11 protein-coding genes are annotated in these 15,839 nt (G+C 64.0%); 6 read left to right on the top strand and 5 right to left on the bottom strand.

What is annotated here, in order from left to right:
- Nucleotides 1-128: 128 nt before the first annotated feature.
- A complete protein-coding gene (locus tag AC56QP_RS29175; RefSeq protein WP_489862337.1) occupies nucleotides 129-878 on the bottom strand; it encodes a DUF899 domain-containing protein in 750 nt (249 codons plus the stop codon).
- A gap of 324 nt (nucleotides 879-1,202) precedes the next feature.
- Between AC56QP_RS29175 and AC56QP_RS29180 the strand changes: the two genes are divergently transcribed.
- The 3 genes from AC56QP_RS29180 to AC56QP_RS29190 all read left to right on the top strand — a co-directional run bounded on the left by AC56QP_RS29180 (nucleotide 1,203) and on the right by AC56QP_RS29190 (nucleotide 4,093).
- The gene (locus AC56QP_RS29180; protein ID WP_489862336.1) at nucleotides 1,203-2,423 is read left to right on the top strand and encodes a helix-turn-helix domain-containing protein; all 1,221 of its coding nucleotides are present in this window, start codon (nucleotides 1,203-1,205) and stop codon (nucleotides 2,421-2,423) included.
- Between the two features lie 36 nt (nucleotides 2,424-2,459).
- Nucleotides 2,460-3,092: a Vgb family protein gene (locus AC56QP_RS29185; RefSeq protein WP_497100951.1), complete on the top strand. Its 633-nt coding sequence runs from the start codon at nucleotides 2,460-2,462 to the stop codon at nucleotides 3,090-3,092.
- Between the two features lie 170 nt (nucleotides 3,093-3,262).
- On the top strand, nucleotides 3,263-4,093 hold the full coding sequence (locus AC56QP_RS29190; protein ID WP_489862334.1) for an aldo/keto reductase: 831 nt from the start codon (nucleotides 3,263-3,265) through the stop codon (nucleotides 4,091-4,093).
- Between the two features lie 101 nt (nucleotides 4,094-4,194).
- Here AC56QP_RS29190 and AC56QP_RS29195 read toward each other — a convergent pair whose 3' ends face one another.
- Both AC56QP_RS29195 and AC56QP_RS29200 read right to left on the bottom strand, forming a co-directional pair.
- A complete protein-coding gene (locus tag AC56QP_RS29195; RefSeq protein ID WP_489863489.1) occupies nucleotides 4,195-4,500 on the bottom strand; it encodes a hypothetical protein in 306 nt (101 codons plus the stop codon).
- Nucleotides 4,501-4,904: 404 nt separating this feature from the next.
- Nucleotides 4,905-7,472: a caspase family protein gene (locus AC56QP_RS29200; protein ID WP_489862333.1), complete on the bottom strand. Its 2,568-nt coding sequence runs from the start codon at nucleotides 7,470-7,472 to the stop codon at nucleotides 4,905-4,907.
- A 427-nt stretch (nucleotides 7,473-7,899) separates the two neighbouring features.
- Between AC56QP_RS29200 and AC56QP_RS29205 the strand changes: the two genes are divergently transcribed.
- A complete protein-coding gene (locus AC56QP_RS29205; protein ID WP_497100950.1) occupies nucleotides 7,900-9,402 on the top strand; it encodes a helicase HerA domain-containing protein in 1,503 nt (500 codons plus the stop codon).
- Nucleotides 9,403-9,821: 419 nt separating this feature from the next.
- On the opposite strand, the gene bla is transcribed toward AC56QP_RS29205, so the two are convergent.
- Entirely contained in the window at nucleotides 9,822-10,811 is a 990-nt protein-coding gene (gene bla, locus AC56QP_RS29210; protein ID WP_489862332.1) for a subclass B3 metallo-beta-lactamase, read from the bottom strand.
- A 571-nt stretch (nucleotides 10,812-11,382) separates the two neighbouring features.
- Between bla and AC56QP_RS29215 the strand changes: the two genes are divergently transcribed.
- Together AC56QP_RS29215 and AC56QP_RS29220 are read left to right on the top strand one after the other, a co-directional pair.
- Nucleotides 11,383-12,069 (top strand): NHL repeat-containing protein, encoded by a 687-nt coding sequence (locus AC56QP_RS29215; protein WP_489862331.1) that lies wholly within the window; start codon nucleotides 11,383-11,385, stop codon nucleotides 12,067-12,069.
- A gap of 7 nt (nucleotides 12,070-12,076) precedes the next feature.
- The gene (locus AC56QP_RS29220; protein WP_489862330.1) at nucleotides 12,077-14,374 is read left to right on the top strand and encodes an endonuclease/exonuclease/phosphatase family protein; all 2,298 of its coding nucleotides are present in this window, start codon (nucleotides 12,077-12,079) and stop codon (nucleotides 14,372-14,374) included.
- A gap of 264 nt (nucleotides 14,375-14,638) precedes the next feature.
- Here the strand turns inward: AC56QP_RS29220 and AC56QP_RS29225 are convergent, their stop codons facing one another.
- Nucleotides 14,639-15,838: a mandelate racemase/muconate lactonizing enzyme family protein gene (locus AC56QP_RS29225; RefSeq protein ID WP_489862329.1), complete on the bottom strand. Its 1,200-nt coding sequence runs from the start codon at nucleotides 15,836-15,838 to the stop codon at nucleotides 14,639-14,641.
- Between the last annotated feature and the right edge of the window lies 1 nt (nucleotide 15,839).

The raw sequence follows: 15,839 nt of genomic DNA on the forward strand, positions 1-15,839 counted from the left end.
CAAGGTGGCCGCGTAGCGGCCGGAGGGGGCTCTCGTAGGGCGCGGCCCCTCTCCGTCTCGGCTTCGCGAGCCACCTCTCCCCACTCCGTGGGGCGAGGAACCCAAGCTGGATAGGCAGCCAGTCCTTCTTACTCACCCTTGTCCCGGAACGCGGCTTCGCCGGCAGCCGACACCTCGGCCCATTTCTTGTCGTGTCCGGCGTCGTAATTGTCGTGCCAGTTCCACCACGAGTAGAGAGGGGTCTGCGGATAGCCTTCGGGCGAGTCCTCCCAGAGCTCCTGGCGGCCGAGCGGGGTGGCGTCGAGATAGCTCCAGACCGTGCCCATCGCCTCGTCACCGCGGCTGTTGATGAAATAGGTGCGGAAGATACGGTCGCCGTCATGGAAGAACACGTTGTGGCCATGCCATTCGTCGACGCCGAAGTCTTTGTCGAAGCTGTCGGTGATGGTGTACCAGGGCATCTCCCAGCCCATGCGCTTCTTCAACCGCGCGATGTCGGCCTGCGGGGCACGCGAGGCGTAGGCGAGCGTGGTGTCGCGGGCGTTGAGATGGGCGAGATGGCCGACCTGGTCGGCGCCGAGCGAGCAGCCGCGGCAGGCGTGATCGGGCCAGCCATACACGCCGGGTTCGAAGAAGGCGCGGTAGACGATCAACTGGCGGCGGCCTTCGAACAGGTCGAGCAGGCTCGCCTTGCCATTGGGGCCCTCGAATAGATAGGCCTTGTCAACTTCCATCCATGGCATGCGCCGGCGCTCGGCGGCGAGCGCGTCCTTGGCGCGCAGGGTCGCCTTCTCCTTTACGAGCAGTTCTTCGCGCGCGGCCTCCCACGCCTGCCGTGAAACGATCGGCGGGGTCTTCATCGTGACGTGCTTGGTCATTGGTCGTCTCCTTGTCAGTTTGCCGTCGCGCCGTCGCGACGTGTTGCTGCTTGCTGGTCGTGAGGTAGGGTAGGGCGGTCAGGTGCTTCGGTGGGAGTTACAAGTGTGACGGGATTTGAATCGTCTGGCCCGCCGCAGCAGGGGTGGCGCCCGGCGTGCTTGGCCGCGTCTATTGTCGCGTCGAGGGGCAGATCGGCTGAACTATTCATCTTCTTCTCCTTTGGCGCGCCGTCGGTTGCCAGCACGGCTTGCTGGTTGACGGTGCTGGCTTAAGCTAGGGCGGCGCGGCGCGGGGGTGGGAGTTACAAGTGTGACGGGATTTGAATGGACTCGCTGATCACGGCGGCAGGCATGGCGCTGGCCGCGGGCGATCCGCTCGGCGCGCTCGACCGCGTCGCCTTGCGCGACGATGCGCCGGCGCTGGCGCTGCGCGGCATCGCCATGGCGCAGCTCGGCGACCTCGAACGCGCCAAGGCGCTGCTGCGGCGGGCCGCGCGCGCCTTTGGCCCGAAAGAGGCGGTGGCGCGCGCCAGATGCGTCGTCGCCGAGGCCGAGATCGCGCTGGTCTCGCGTGACCTCGGCTGGCCGGCCAGGGCGCTCGACGCGGCGCGGACAACGCTGGAAAAGCATGGCGACCGGCTGAACGCCGCGCATGCCGGCCACCTCAAGGTGCGGCGGCTGCTCTTGATCGGGCGGCTCGACGAGGCCGAGCACGTGCTGGCCGGGCTCGATCCGGCGCCGCTTCCGCCGGCCTCGAGGGCCGCGCACGAACTGGCCGTCGCCGGCATCGCGATGCGGCGGCTCAAGACGAAGACGGCGCGGACGGCACTGGAGTGGGCACGCCACGCCGCCCGCCGGGCCGGCATTGCCGGCCTCATGGCGGAGGTCGACAGTGCGTTCCTGGCGCTGGACACGCCGGCGGCGCGGCTGATCGCGCGCGGCCAGCAGCGCCCGCTGCTGCTCGAGGAGGTCGAGGCGCTGCAGGCGTCGCCGGGGTTGGTCGTCGATAGCTTTCGCTATGCCGTGCGCAGCGGCGAAACGATGATCTCACTGGCAACGCGCCCGGTGCTGTTCGCGCTGGCGCGCACGCTCGCAGAAGCGTGGCCGGGCGATGTGTCGAGAGAGGAACTCGTGGCGCGGGCCTTTGGCGGCAAGCACGCCGATGAGTCGCATCGCGCCAGGTTGCGGGTCGAGATCGGCAGGCTGCGCGCCGAGTTGCGGACGTTGGCCGACATCGGCGCGACCAAGCGCGGCTTCGCGCTGGCGCCGCGCCAGGCTGGCGAGGTGGCGGTGCTGGCGCGGCCGATCGAAGAGCGGCACGCGGCGGTGCTCGCCTTGCTCGCCGATGGTGAATCCTGGTCGAGCTCGGCGCTGGCGCTGGCGCTTGGAACCGGCCAGCGCAGCGTGCAGCGGGCGCTCGAGCAGCTTTGCGAAACCGGCAAGGTGCAGTCGTTCGGCCACGGGCGGGCGCGCCGCTGGATGACGCCTCCGGTGGTGGGATTCACGACCACCTTGTTACTCCCCGCACCGCTGCCGAATGGTTAGAAAGGGGCACGACCAACACGGTTTGAGGATCAAGACATGAAACATTCAGCGGCCGAAATCCTGCGGGAGTATGGACCGTTTCCCGGCGTGGAGCGGGTCGGTGGCGTAAGCTTTGATGGCAAGAACGTCTGGTTTGCCTCGGGTGACAGGCTGAATGCCTTCGATCCCGCAAGCGGACAGTCGCTGCGCTCGATCGATGTGGCAGCACACGCCGGCACGGCCTATGATGGCAGGCATCTCTTCCAGCTCGCCAATGATCGCATCCAGAAGATTGATCCTGACACGGGCGAGGTGCTTTCCACGATCCCGGCACCTGGCGGCGGCCGCGACTCCGGGCTGACCTGGGCCGAAGGGACGCTGTGGGTGGGGCAGTACCGCGAGCGCAAGATCCACCAGATCGACCCCGAGACCGGGGCAATCCTGCGCACCATCGAATCCAATCGTTTCGTCACCGGGGTGACCTGGGTCGATGGCGAGCTGTGGCACGCCACCTGGGAAGGCGATGACAGCGACCTGCGCCGCGTCGACCCGCAGACCGGCAAGGTTCTGGAGACGCTGGACATGCCGGCTGGCATGGGCGTCTCGGGGCTGGAATCCGACGGCGGCGACCGGCTCTTCTGCGGTGGCGGATCGGTAGGGGTGGTGCGGGCGGTGCGCCGGCCGAGGTGAGGGCAAGGCGCCGGTGACAATGGCGAAGGTTGGTGCTCCACGCCAACCTTGCATCATATCGCCAGCCGACAAATGTCCCTCGATGGCTGGCCATCCGACCACCTCGCACCTAGTTAGGTTCTGCACCGGGCGGACCGCGCCCCGAGACATCTTTGCAGAAGGACCTGACCATGCCCGAACAGATTGCGTTGAACGACGGCGCCACCATTCCTCAACTCGGCCTTGGCGTCTGGCAGGTCGATCAAGCCATCACCGCCCAGGTGGTGCGCTGGGGGATCGAGGCCGGTTATCGCCTGATCGACACCGCCGAGGGCTACCAGAACGAGGAAGGGGTCGGGGAGGCGATCCGGACCGCCGGCGTGCCGCGAGGCGAACTGTTCATCACCTCGAAACTGCGCAATGGCGCGCACCAGCCCGATGCGGCTCGCAAGGCCTTCGACGAGACGATGAAAAAGCTCGGCATCGAGCAGCTCGACCTGTTCCTGATCCACTGGCCGGTGCCCAGCCAGGACAAATATGTCGAGGCGTGGAAGACCCTCATCGAGCTGAAGCAGGCCGGTCGCATCAAGTCGATCGGTGTTTCGAATTTCAACCAGGACCATCTGGAGCGGATCATCAGCGAGACCGGCGTCACGCCCGTCGTCAACCAGATCGAGCTGCATCCCCGGTTCCAGCAGCGCGGCATCAGGGAGTTCCACGCCCGGCACGGCATCCATACCGAAAGCTGGAGCCCGCTGGGCAGCGGCCGGCTGCTGAGCGACCCGACCCTATCAGGTATTGCCAGGAAACACGGCAAATCCGTCGCGCAGACGATCATCCGCTGGCACCTTCAGCAAGGGTTGATCGTCATTCCAAAGTCGATCCATCAGGATCGTATCACCGCCAATTTCGACGTCTTCGATTTCGAGCTGGACGCGCAGGACCTGGCGCTCATCCGCGGCATGGATTCAGCCACCGGCCGCGTCGGAGCGGACCCCGCCACGGCTTCGTTCTTGTTCTGAGGGCGAGCCGGCGGCGAAGCTGCCAATCCCCCCGTGTGGGGGAGATTGGCGCTTCGTCCTTTTCGCTAATCTTCAGCCATGGCGGTTGGCCTCGCGGCCCCTCAAATCCCCGAGCCGTCGAGTTGCTGGGCGTCGTCGCCTTCCCAGGGCGCCGGCATCGAGGCGCGGCTGAGGTTGGCCGTGGGCAGCGGCATCCAGCATTTCAGCTCCGGTTCGGCGTATTCGATGACGCGTCCGGGTGAGGAATCCGACGCGCGCCAGCCTTCGCTGGCGAACTGGTCGCCGCGCGACCAGTAGGCGAGATCGACTTCCGCCGGCCCCTGTTCGGACGGACGAACCGTGACCAGGATGCGGCTGCCATCCCTCGGCGCCGTCGACATGTGGCGCCACCGTTCGGGCTCGTCCATCGCAATTCCTCCTCGCGCCTGCGCGTCGGGCAAGTCCAGGCCAGCCATGGGCATCCCCGGAAGTGCTCTTCGGGTGAAGTGTCGCCTCGCGATCCGGGCCGGTCAACCCCGGCTTTGCGCCAGCAGACGGGTTTCAGTTGGCGGATCCAGCGCCGGGGCTCGACAGGCACCGTGAAGCTGGCTGTTGCCGCGCGAGAAGAACCAGGGGTGGCGACCGGCGCATACTGAATGGAGAGAACTTGAAGGCGCCGGCCGCCATTGGGGGCGTTGGGGACGCATCACATTGGGGGGTGATGCAGGGTCAGGCTACGCGGATGCCGGATGCCTTCAATCGAAACGCCGGCCCATGGTAAACATCTGGTTACTATCCACAGGCCTTGCACGGGCCGGCGTTGCCGTCCGGTTCATTTCGCCTGGGCGAGTTGCTGCTCCACGAGGTCGAGTTCCTTCCGGTAAAAGCCCTCGAAGCCGGATGAGTAATGCTGCTCGCGGAAGATGTCGCGGGCGGAGATGAAGGCGTCGCGGGCCGCCAGCAGGCTCGCTCTGTCGTGCGTTCTTGTGCCGATGGCGAGCAGGATCTCACCGCGCACCGAATGGGTCTTGCCCCAGATGACCGGCGACTTGTCGCGCGTCAGTTCGGTGAGCGCGAGGTCCATCCGTTCCAGTGCCTTGCGGTAGAGCGGCACGCTGTTTTCGGTATCGCCGATGAAGCGGTAGGCACGGCCCTGGTTGTAGGTGATGGTCGCCCAGGTGAAGGGATCCAGCTTGCGGGTGATCACCTCATGCGCCTTGTCGAAGGCAGCGATGGCCTGCGTGAAACAGTCGGGGCACTTGCCGCGCTGGCCGAGCGACAGGAGCACGGAGCCGAGATTGTTCTGCGTGTTGGCCCAGTCGACCGGCTGCGTTTGCCGGGTGCGGAACTCCAGTACGTCCTGAAAAGCGGCCCGCGACGCTTCCAGTTTCTCCGTGTCGTCCGCGATGTCGCCGAGCTTCTGCAAGGAGACCGCGAGGTTGCCCAGTGCCATGGCCCACTGCATCGGCACCTTGTCGCGGGTCCAGACGGTGAGCGCGGCGTGAAAGGCCTCGATCGCGGCAGTGTAGTTCTTTCGGGCATCACCGGCATCGCCAAGGGCGGTGAACTCGTTGCCGATGTTGTTTTGCAGTCCCGCCCATTCGTCGGGATTGGTCTTCTTCGTGTAGACCTTCGTCGCCTGACGGAAGACCTCCATGGCCTTGGCATAATAGGCCGTGCCGCCGGCGCGCTGGCCCATCAGGTCATAGGCGTTGCCGAGATTGATCAGCACGGTGGCCCACAGCACCGGCGTGCGTTTGCGGGTGAAGATATCAAGCGCGTCCTCGTAGACCTTGATCGCCTGCTCGACGCGCGCCGTGCCGTTTTCGCGCGCGGCGAGCGCCGTCAGCGTGATGCCCTCGTTGATGGCGACGCCCGCCGGGCCGCCGGTGAAGACGGTGACGCCGGGCAGCAGCTTGGCCGCTTCGTAGACGTCGACCGCCTCCGACAGCGCCGCGTTCTCGCCCTTGATCATGCCCTGGTCGGTCAGCGCGTCGGCCTCGAAGATCTTGTAGATGAAGGCGGTCTTCGGATCCCAGCGCTCGGCCTGGCGGAAGGCGTCCTCGTAGCGCCGGGCGGCGGTGCGATAGTCGAAATTCAGGATTGCGGTGCGGGCATGGTCGGCGAAGGTGTCGGCCAGTTCCAGCCGTCGCTGCCTGATGTTGGCCTCGGCCTCGTCGAGCTGCTTGTCGATCTCCTCGGCGCGGAAGCTGGCCCTGGCGCGGAAGGTCAGCGCAAGCTGGATCGCGCCTTCCGATTGCGCACGATCGGCAAGGCCGGAAAGCCGAATCAATTCCGGATCCTGCCTGGTTTCGGTGTCGTGCTGGGTGAGGATTTCGTGCAGCTTCTGCGCGCCCGCCGCGAGCTGCGCCTGCAGATCGCCGGGTCCGGCCGATGTGTCGACCCGCAGGGCGCCCAGCATGCCGTAGAGCTGGTCGAGCGGCACTTCATTCTGTGCCGCCACGGTCTCGACCATGGAGCGCTGCTCGGCCGGTGTCGCGGCGATGGTCAGCAGAAGCTTGCGCCGCTCGGAGCGGATCGAGGCCTCGTCGCCGCCGGTCTCTTCCGGCGCCTGGCCGAAATAGAGCAGGCGCCGCAGGCTGGCATTGGTCCATGGCAACTGCCGGCCGCCGGTCTTCACATAGACCTCCTCGGCGACCATGGTCATGACATCGCCGAAAGCGAAGCCGCCGGCGGCGAGATGTTTCAGCAAGGCGGCGGCATAGGGGCTGTTGCCGCCGGGCTCGCCATCGAGCGCCGCATGGCCGGGCTCGGCGGCGAAACCGATCACCTCGCCCAGGCTTTGCGGCGCGCCGGATGCATCGGCCAGCGGTGCGGCGCCGCGCGCCAGATCGAGCCCTGCGGCGGCGACGGGTGACGCGCCGGACGGGGCGGCAAGCGTCGCGCCCGGCGGAAACGGATTGGTGCGGCAGGCGTCGAGCAGCACGATCGCCACGGGCACGCTGGCCTTGAGCTGGGCTAGCAAGGCCGAGACCGGAACCAGCCGGTTCGCCGGATCGGAAAGCGAGGAGGCGTCCGCTTCGACGGGGACAAGATAGTTCTCGCCGCCGGCCTCGATGCCATGGCCGGAATAATAGAGCAGTGCGACATCGGCGCCGGCCGCGTCCTCGACGAAGTGTTTCAGGCCACGCGCCAGGCGAGGACCGTCGCCATCGGGGATCGAGCTGACCTCGAAGCCGAGACCGCCGAGCAACTGGGCGACGGCACGCGCGTCGTTGGCCGGGTTGGGAAGCGCGGGCAGGGACTCGTATCTGGACTCGCCGATGACCAGCGCCACGCCGCGCAACGGCCTGGCGTCTTCAGCGGACGCCGGCCATGCCAGCAGCAGCTGCATCAGCAGCAATGCCGCGAAAACGGTGACGCGATGCCAGCCCGCCATGCCCAACCCCGATAAGCCCAGCCCATGCTAACCGGCACAAAGTGGCGGCTCAATGACGGATGTTCGAGGTGGTTTGAGGGGCAATCGGCAATTGCCGAAGCCGGAGTAGCCCCTCACCTGCCTGCCGGCATCCTCTCCCCGTAAACGGGGCGAGGGAGGCTCCCGTCGATTGTTTCGCCAATTACCAGCGTCGCAGATGGTGCCGGCGCTACGGCCAGCCTCTTTCTCCCCGTTTACGGGGAGAAATGCCCGGCAGGGCAATGAGGGGCGGCGCGAGCGTCTTGAATCGAGCAGTCTCCGGGTCGTGCCGCTTATCCAGGCCAGCGTCATCCACAGCTGTGCGCAACACCGGGCAGGCGGGCATCGGTGCTCGACGGGCTATCCTGGGGTTGATAAGTCCGTGGGCGAAGGAGCCTTGAGTCGAGACATGACCGTTGCGATCGAGATGGGACACACGACCGCCGGCGCCCCGGCGACCCTGGATCTCGAGGAACTGCTGGCGACCCGGCTTCTGGTGCAGGGGAATTCGGGATCCGGCAAATCGCATCTCTTGCGCCGGCTCCTGGAGCAGAGCGCCCCCTGGGTGCAGCAGACCATCATCGACCCCGAAGGTGACTTCGTCTCGCTGGGCGACCGTTACGGCCATCTGGTGATCGATGCCGAGGAGCATACCGAGCGCGGCCTGCAGAGCGCCGGCGAGCGGGCGCGCATCCATCGCGTCTCCACCGTGCTCAATCTCGAAGGGCTCGACGCCGAGAACCAGATGCGGCGCGCCGCCGCCTTCCTCGGCGGCCTGTTCGAGGTCGCGCGCGACCACTGGTACCCGATGCTGGTGGTGGTGGACGAGGCGCAGCTGTTCGCGCCGGCGGTGGCCGGCGAGGTTTCGGACGAAGCGCGCAAACTCTCGCTCGGCGCCATGACCAATCTGATGTGCCGTGGCCGCAAACGCGGGCTTGCCGGCATCATCGCCACCCAGCGGCTGGCCAAGCTCGCCAAGAATGTCGCCGCCGAGGCGTCCAATTTCCTCATGGGCCGCACCTTCCTCGACATCGACATGGCGCGCGCGGCCGACCTTCTGGGCATGGAGCGGCGGCAGGCGGAGGCGTTTCGTGACCTGGAGCGCGGGCAGTTCATGGCACTCGGCCCGGCGCTGTCGCGCCGTCCACTGGGCTTGCGCATCGGCCCGACCGATACAAGCCCGCGCAATGGCACGCCGCGGCTGATGGCGATGCCGGAGTCAGCGCTCGAGGACGCGCGCGCGATCATCCTGGCCGCCCCGCCGCCCGAAACCGTGCGGGCGCAGCGCCGGTCCTCGCCAGACCTGCTCGATCAGCTGATGGCGGCGAAGTCGGCGGCGCTGGAAATCCGCCCCGAACCGGCGGAGCCGCAAATCAGCGCCGAGGACCTGGCGGAGCGGCGTGAGCGCGTCGACCGTGTCCTGCGCGCCATCCTGGCGCAGCCCGACGCGGGTTTTCGGGTGATCGGCGTGCTCTACCAGGAGTTCGTGGTCCGCTGCCGCATCGAGGGCTTGGCCTCGGTGGTGCCTGACCTGCCGGAGTTCCGCCGCATGCTGACGCGCGCCCGCGCCGGGCTGGGCTCCGACATGACAGCGGGCGATGACGCCTGGCAGGACGTATCGGTGCGCGCCTCGCTGCTGCCCGACGACATGCAGGGCGTGTTCATGATGATCGCGCGTGCGGCCAAGGAAGGCTGGCCATGCCCGAGCGACGCCGCCATCGCCCGCGCCTATGGCTCGCACTCGCTGCGCCGCGCCCGGCGCCTCTTGACCTATATCGAGGAGCAGGGCCTGATCGTCTGCCAGCTCGACGGGACCGGAAGGCGCACCGTGACGCTGGTGGAACTCGCCTGGGCGACCGCGCCGGGCGACCCCAATGCGGGGGAGGTGGAGCAGGGGAGTTTGGCGCTGTGAGGGGATAATAGGAAAATACCCTCAAGCCGTGGCTGTAGCCAAACGGCAAATGCAGCGCCGAAGTCTGCATTGCGCCATGAGCGGTCATTGACCGAGCAGATGTTCTGATGTCGCCTTTGGGCACGAAGGTGGACTGGCGGCTCCCGGGCCGAAGTTACCGACAAGGAGCCGTGCCGCTGACGACCTCTTTCGGTCATGCAACGGATCCGCCAACAAACTGCTCGACCGAGCCAGACGTCCTTTTCTCCCTCGATGCCCCGTCCTGAACGAAGTAAGCCAAACGCCAACAGCTGTCGAAACATGACATCCTGCTAGCGGCAGATGGGTCATCCGCGGCTTTGGCCGCCGCATTCTATCCTTGACGGCCGGTGGACCCGACTCGCAGCTGACGAAAACGGCCAGCTGACTTGGGTTGAACCCTATTTTTTGGTGACCGCCACTCCCAATTCCGAATCGACCTCATCTTCAAATGCGCGCTTCTTGCTGGCGATAAACTCGCGATAACCTTCGGGATCCACCCAGGCATTTACTCCCTCGGTGGCGGCGCGCTTGAGCTTGCCTTCCATGTTGAAATACTCGGTATGGAAGCCAAACCAGATGTCTGGTTTCAGCATCTCGTGAAAATGATGCGTGCGGCGGAAATCATCGGCAATTCCCGGGTAATCGGCCTTCGGACCGACGAGACGATAGCCGGGGTTGAAGCCACCTCCGTCGGGAAAAACAACCTCATAAGTCTTGCCTGCTTCTGTGACGTGCGTGATCCAAGTCGTCGATCCCCGGGTATGTCCGGGCGTGTTGTAGCCAGTCAAAGTGACGTCGCCGAGGCTGACCCGATCGCCGTCACGTAACACGCGATCGACGTGGACCGGGTCCTGTCCCATCACTTCCCAGTCCTTGCCGTAGTGAAAATCGCTCTTGCCGCCGTCCTCGATCATTGCCACGTCTGGCTCCATGATCGCGAGTTGTGCATCGGACAATTTCTTCAGGTAGGCGAATCCGCCTGCGTGATCCGAATGGCCGTGACCATTTATCATGATCTTGATGTCTTCGGGCTTGAAGCCAAGCTTTTTGATGGAGGCCTCGATCATCGGGCCCGATTTGGTATCGCCGGTGTTGAGCAGAATATCCCCCTGAGACGTTACGAAAAGGAACGAACTCAGGCCGCGCGTGCCGACAAAATAAAGCGGCCCGGCAATGTGAAAGGGCTCCTGCGGTTCTTGCCAGTGCAAAAATTTTGTCGCGAGGGTGATGAAGAGCTTGTTGTCCTGGGCCAGTCTTTCCTTGGTGATTCCCTCCTTGGCGATATCCTCGGCAGTGAGTTTCTCTTCGCTGGAGATGTCTTGAGCCATCGCGATGCAAGAGATCATTGAAAAGCAAGCTATTAGAATGGAAAGCGGCATTCTGAACATGATCTTCCCCTTTCGGAGTACGTGAAGCATGATCGTGTTTGTGCCAGCGGGATTATCGCGTCCCGGACTATTCGCGATGCAATCATACCAGAGTATATAGCTCGAGACGAGTACACGCTCGATGGCATTGAAGCTCAGCAAACAACGCGAATGCTTGGCGTGGCAGTAGTGCTGGACCACGCTCGGAGCGACCACGCGCGTGGCTTAACCTCCAGCTGCGCGCACCGGGCTCTGTGAACTGGGCCTAGACGCAGGGCCTAAAGACGCCGACATCAATCATCATTGACTGGGATCGGCTTCAGCCGCACATTTAGTCTCGCCTGTCTCAGTGAGCTGTTTCACACCGGTGTCTTGCTGGTTGCAGTATTCAATGGCAACCAGGGCTGGAGAGTCATCGACTGGCAGCTGGAACAACCGCGGCTGAGATTATGAGATGGCTAGACTTGCTGTTTCCGACCTGAGGCGAGGAGTTTCAATCCTCGAGGCGAATCCGTCCGATCCCCCGGCTGACGTGCCGGCGCCCGCTGGTTTCGGCCTTCCGTATGGCTTGGCCCGCATTCCGGACGGACGGTTGTTGACAGCCGACCGCAACCAAAGCCGGATCATCGCCTGCGCCGAAGACGGCACGAATTGGGAAAGTTTCGGGTCGCAGGGTGCCGGGGTTGGCCAGTTTCAAAACCCGATGGGAGTTGCCGTCTCCGACGAGGGACGGATTTTCGTCGCCGATACCGGCAATTTCCGAATAGTCGCCATGGATGCCTTTGACGGAACCGGTTGGCAGACTTACGGCCAGAAAATTGCCGCAGGCTCCGTCGGGCCGGGCAGGTTCGCAGGTCCGGCCTGCATCCAGCACGGACCGGGTGGGCTGGTAGTAGCGGATCCAGCGGCGGCGCGTATCGTGCAGCTTGCTCAGCTCGACGATGCTCATTGGGATGTGAGTTCGCAGGGCACGTTCCGAAATCCCGCCGCGGTCGCCGTGCTGCCCGACGGTACGATCATTGTGGGAGACCTGACACGCGAAGGACTATCCATCATGGCCTCGCCGTCAGGCGGGATCACGGAGACGATCCTCGGGGATGTCTTGCGCTATCCGGCGGCACTTGCCGTGACAAGCGCGGATTCCTTGGCTGCATTCTGCCTTCCTACGCTTGCGCTCTGCTCTGTTGTTCGCGACGCCTCGGGCTGGAATGTGTCCCTCGATGCCAGGCTCGATCAAGTCGGCATTCGCCGGCCAACCGCCCTCTGCCAGCTGCCTTGAGGACAAGATGAGCGCGTCGATCAGAGTTCTGACCTACAATGTCCAGATGCGGTCGTGGGCCATGGAAGCCGGCGCGCAAGGATCCCTGACGCCATACGAGAACGTCGAGGACCGCGCCAAGCTAATTTCGAAGAGGGTTCTCGGCAGCGAGTGGGACTACGACGTCTTGTGCTTCCAGGAAGTATTCGACGAGGACGGACGCGATGCGTTGATCTCGCATCTCAAGGGCAAATACCCGTTCCGCGTCGAGAAGGCGCAAGGTGACTCGGTTTCAACCGTGTGCGCGACGCTTTTGGGTGTTGCCGGCTATGCGGCGACCATTCCCGGCGGCGCCGCGCTGTCGATTGTCGCAGGCGTCATCGGACTGATCCTTATCCCTTTCAGCAAGTTCGAAGACTCGGGTCTGATGATTTTCAGCCGCATTCCGTTCGACGGCATACCGGTCCCAGCCGAGTTGCAGGATATTGTTGGACAGGACAAGATCCCCATCGTCGCGTTCGTGGAATACGAAGACTCGGTTTGGGACGATTCCGCCGCCTCCAAGGGAGTGCTGTACGCCAAGCTCGTGCAGGATGGGAAGGCATTCCATCTGCTGAACAGCCACACACAGGCCGACGCGACCGACAATGTCGAGGCACACAAGGACATACGCCGCAAGCAGCTAAACCAGGCCTTCGATCTCATCAAAACAATGACGGGCAACGTCGAGGATGCCGAGATCCTGATGTGCGGCGATCTCAACATCGACGGTATGAGCCATCCGACCACTGGTTTCCGGCAGGAGTGGACCGAACGCTTCAACACGCCCGGCGCCCCTTTCACGAAGGTGCTGCACGACTCGTGGATGCACGAACAGTCGCCGGGCGACGTGCGCCTCGGCATGCTGACTTTGCCTGATTGGTTCGACCGGGGAATGACGGTGCACAACCAGCGGCTCGACTACGCGTTGCGCGGCCGTGGCCCACTGAACGGACGGCGGGCGATGCAGCATATGTGCATCGCCTATGACATTGCGACAGACGCGACGAATCCGACGTCCTATGTTAGCGACCATCTTCCGGTCCGCATCGATCTCGACCTTGACCGACCCTTCGCGTCGATAGCCACGTCCGAGCAGATCAACATGCCGATCGGAAGCGGCGACAAGATATTCAACGGCTTCCTCGTTGAAGGCCAGATGCACTGGATCTGCATCAAGGATCCCGGCGGCTATGCGATCGACCTTACGCTCGGCGGCCCCGACGTGAGGATGGACATCTTCACCGCCGACAATCTTTCGGTTCCGGTGAAACCATTCAGCATCCAGGACGAAGGCGGGCCGCGCCAGGAAAAGATGACGCGCTTCGCATTGCCACTTGCTCCCTTCCTCATCCGCATCGCCCATCCAAGTCGGCGCGGCGAACGACGCTACAGGGTGCGGGTCCATCGCTATGCTGGCACGAGCCGCCTGGACGCCATTCCCTTGCAGCGCAACGTGCCGTTTGTTGCCCAAGCCAAGGTCGGTGCACCGCACTCGCTAAATGACCCGTCCACGCCCGATTTCGATGAGATGGACACCGTCTGGTTCTGCGCGGCGCTAGACACCGAGCCGGATGGCAGCCTGAACGCCAACTCGACCATATCTATAAGCAATTCGGACATGGATGCATTCGGCCTGCTCGTGGTCGCTTCCAAGCCCGGATCGACCGACTTGGCTCTATTGGACAAAGTGGATGCCGGCCCTGCTGTCGTCTCGCAGGTAGGCTATGACCGCCCGCTGAACGGCTATTTTCTGGCGCAACGTCACGATCCAAGCTTTACTGCAGAGCGCTTCACCATCACGCTGAAGTCGAACGTCAGCTACCTCTACGGCAACCCGAACAACGCCGGCTCCCGCGCCCGGACGATGGCGCGCCTTTTCTGCCGCGACGAGACGGACGGCTTCCTGGGAAGCGAGGCTGGTTCCGATGACATCCAGATCAATGTCAGCGTTGGTGGTCAGCTTCGCGTTCATATCCCAAACAGCGACGAATTGGAGTTCGACGACGATTCGTTCCGCGATCTGCCTCAGATCAACATGGTTCGGTACATCGATTCGGCTGAATTCGAGTTGGTCGAACTGGACGACCTCAGCCCGGCTGACCGGACGTCCATCCAGATACCTTCCTTCGACATGCTGGCCAACACGGATAAAGTTCTGGAGGGAATAGGCGCCAGTCTCACAGTTCAGCTTTCCCTGGTCTTCAACCCGGCTGAAGACGACGATGACGACGATGACGGGGTATATGACCTTCAGATCACCGTATCGTGCGAGCCGCCCCCATAATTGGCGGCGAGTTTCCGTCTTTACCCCATAGACCGTCATTCCGCGGCAATCGCGGAGCGTTCGCTTCTGGGCGCGATCAAAGTTCAACCGAATGTCGGACTTGAGACGCATTGCCGCCGGCATCATTGGGGCCGAGTGCAGACCGTCAGCTTCAAGATGCAAATTGTCTGAAGCGGACGTTGAGGCACCCCGCTTGCATAGCCGTGAATGATCCGAAGCGGTCATTGCGGATACCAGGGTGCTGGGTGGCGAAGGAGGAATGGTTCAGTCGAAGAAGCCCGCATCCTCTTCCCTGAGATACTTCCTGGCGGCTTCGGCGTCGATATCGAGGCCAAGCCCCGGCGCCTCCAGCAGGTCCACCATGCTGTCCTTCACGATCTGGGAGGGCAGGCCGATTACGAGGTCCTCCCACCAGGGGTCGGAGGCGCTCGGGTATTCGAAGGCGACGTAGTTGGCGGGCAAGGTGGCGCAGACATTGATCAGCGCGCCGAGGCCGAGCAGGCCATTCGCGGTGCCGTGCGGCGCCATCAGGATCGAGTGCATGTAGGCATGCTCGGCGACCCATTTGAGCTCGGCGATGCCACCAATATCGGCGGGATCGGGGCCGATGACGCGCACCGCCTGCGTCTCGATCAGCTCCTTGAAATTGTGCCGCAGGTAGATCTGCTCGCCGGTGTGGATTGGCGTCGAGGTGGAGGTGGTCAGTTCCCGGTAGGCCTGCGGATTGACCCACGGCACATAGTCGCCGGTCAGCATGTCCTCCAGCCACATCAGATTGTACTTCTCGACCGCGCGAGCGAACTTGATCGCATCGGGCAGCATCCAGCCCGGGCCGCAGTCGAGCGCCAGGCTGACCTTGTCCCCCAGCACTTCCTTCATCGCGATCACGCAGTCGAGCATGTGATTGAAGCCGCGCTCGCTGATCACGCCCTGATCCATGGCACCGTGATAGCCGGCCTTCTTCTGCGTCACGCCGTAGTGGAAGCCGTCGATGCTGTCCTTCATGTTGGAGTGGAACGAGATTCCTTGCTTGACCATGAAGAAGTTCTGCGGCTGCTCCATCATCCATTTGACGTCGGCGGCATAATCCTCCGGCCGGTCGCCCGTGCGCTTCTGGCGGATCGAGCCATTGTAGACGCGGACCTTGTCGCGCACCTTGCCGCCGAGCAGTTTGTAGGCCGGAACGCCCGCCGCCTTGCCGGCGATGTCCCACAAGGCATGCTCGATGGCGGAGACGGCGGCGCCATAGGGCTTGAACGAACCGCGCTGGCGGATCTTCAGCATGACCCGCTCGACGTCGGTCGGATCCTCGCCGATCAGCGCCTCGCGGAAATGCAGCACGAAGGGCTTGAGGTAGGTCTTGGTGAACTCGACTTCCCCAAGGCCATAAAGGCCCTCGTCGGTAACGATGCGGACGATGGGATGCTTGCCGATGACGGCGCAGCGGAGGTCGGTGATCCTCATG

This window comes from Mesorhizobium sp. RCAM 05104 (assembly GCF_059683645.1).